1 protein-coding gene is annotated in these 1,198 nt (G+C 64.6%); it reads left to right on the forward strand.

Features of this window, described 5'->3' with window-relative positions; all coding sequences use genetic code 11:
* Positions 1–1,195, forward strand: a 1,195-nt coding sequence (locus ACNFCH_RS25835) for a phage portal protein (RefSeq protein WP_416744505.1), incomplete at its 5' end; no start/stop codon positions are given.
* Between the last annotated feature and the right edge of the window lie 3 nt (positions 1,196–1,198).

Here is a 1,198-nt window from a genome sequence, read left to right on the forward strand (position 1 = left end):
CACCCCGGCCTATGATCGGTACTTCGACCAGTTCAGCCAGGCCGGTAACTCGGCAGGGGTCAACATCACGGTACAGACCGCCGAGTCGATCAGTGCCGTGTACGCGGCTGTTGCTGCCATCAGTGAGAGCGTGGGCAGTCTGCCTCTGGACGTATACCGCCGCACCGATGACGGGCGCGACAAGGCCCGTACCCATCCCTTGTACGCGCTGCTGCACGACGCCCCGAACGAGTGGCAAACGGCCCTGGAGTTCCGCGAGCAACTGCAACGCCACATCCTGCTGCGCGGCAATGCCTATGCTCGCATCCGCTGGAGTGGTGCCGGTCGTGTGCAGGCGCTGGAGCCGGTCAACCCGGACAGCGTTTCGATCCTCCGCAGTCCGGCCAGCGAGCGCCTGGTCTACGAGTACACCGACCGCCACGGGAAGCTCCAGCGACTGACCGCCGACGAGATGCTGCACATCCGTTACCACACCGAAGACGGTGTGCTCGGGCGCAGCCCTATTCAGGTGGCCAGGGATACCCTGGGGCTGGCGCTGGCCGAACGTACCCACGGCGCCAAGATGTTCGAGCAGGGCACCAAGCTGTCGGGCGTGATCGAGACGGCACCCGGCACCACCAAGGAGCAGGCCGCGCAGATTCGTGAGAGCTGGGCCGCTGGCCAGGCTGGCGTGAACAACCACGGCAAGACCCCGGTGCTGCCACAAGGTGCGAAGTACAGCGCGGTATCCATGACGCTGGAGGATGCCGAGTGGATCGAGGCCCGGCGCCTGTCTGTCGAGGAAGTAGCCCGGCTGTTCCGTGTACCGCCTGTGCTCATCGGTGATCTGCGCGAGGCCAACTACTCCAACGCTGTGGAGCTGGGCCGGTACTTCGTCACCCACACCCTGCGCCGCCACCTGGTCGCGTGGGAACAGGCCATCAACCGCACCCTACTGGGCAGCGGCTTCTTTGCTGAGCACAACGTGGAAGGACTGCTGCGTGGCGACAGCCTCAACCGTGCCCAGTTCTATCAACGCGGTATCGAGGACCGGTGGCTACTGCCGTCCGAGGTCCGCCGCATGGAAAACCTCCCACCTGTAGAAGGGATCGACGATGCCAAAGAGACCAAGACTCAAGACCCTGCCTCCCCGCCTCAAGGAGGCACCCACCCCGCTGGAGGCAATGAAGGCAAGGGCAAAGGAGAAGAAGCGTGAGCA

It is taken from the genome of Pseudomonas sp. NY15354 (assembly GCF_048068075.1).
In the GTDB taxonomy this organism is placed as follows: domain Bacteria; phylum Pseudomonadota; class Gammaproteobacteria; order Pseudomonadales; family Pseudomonadaceae; genus Aquipseudomonas; species Aquipseudomonas guariconensis_C.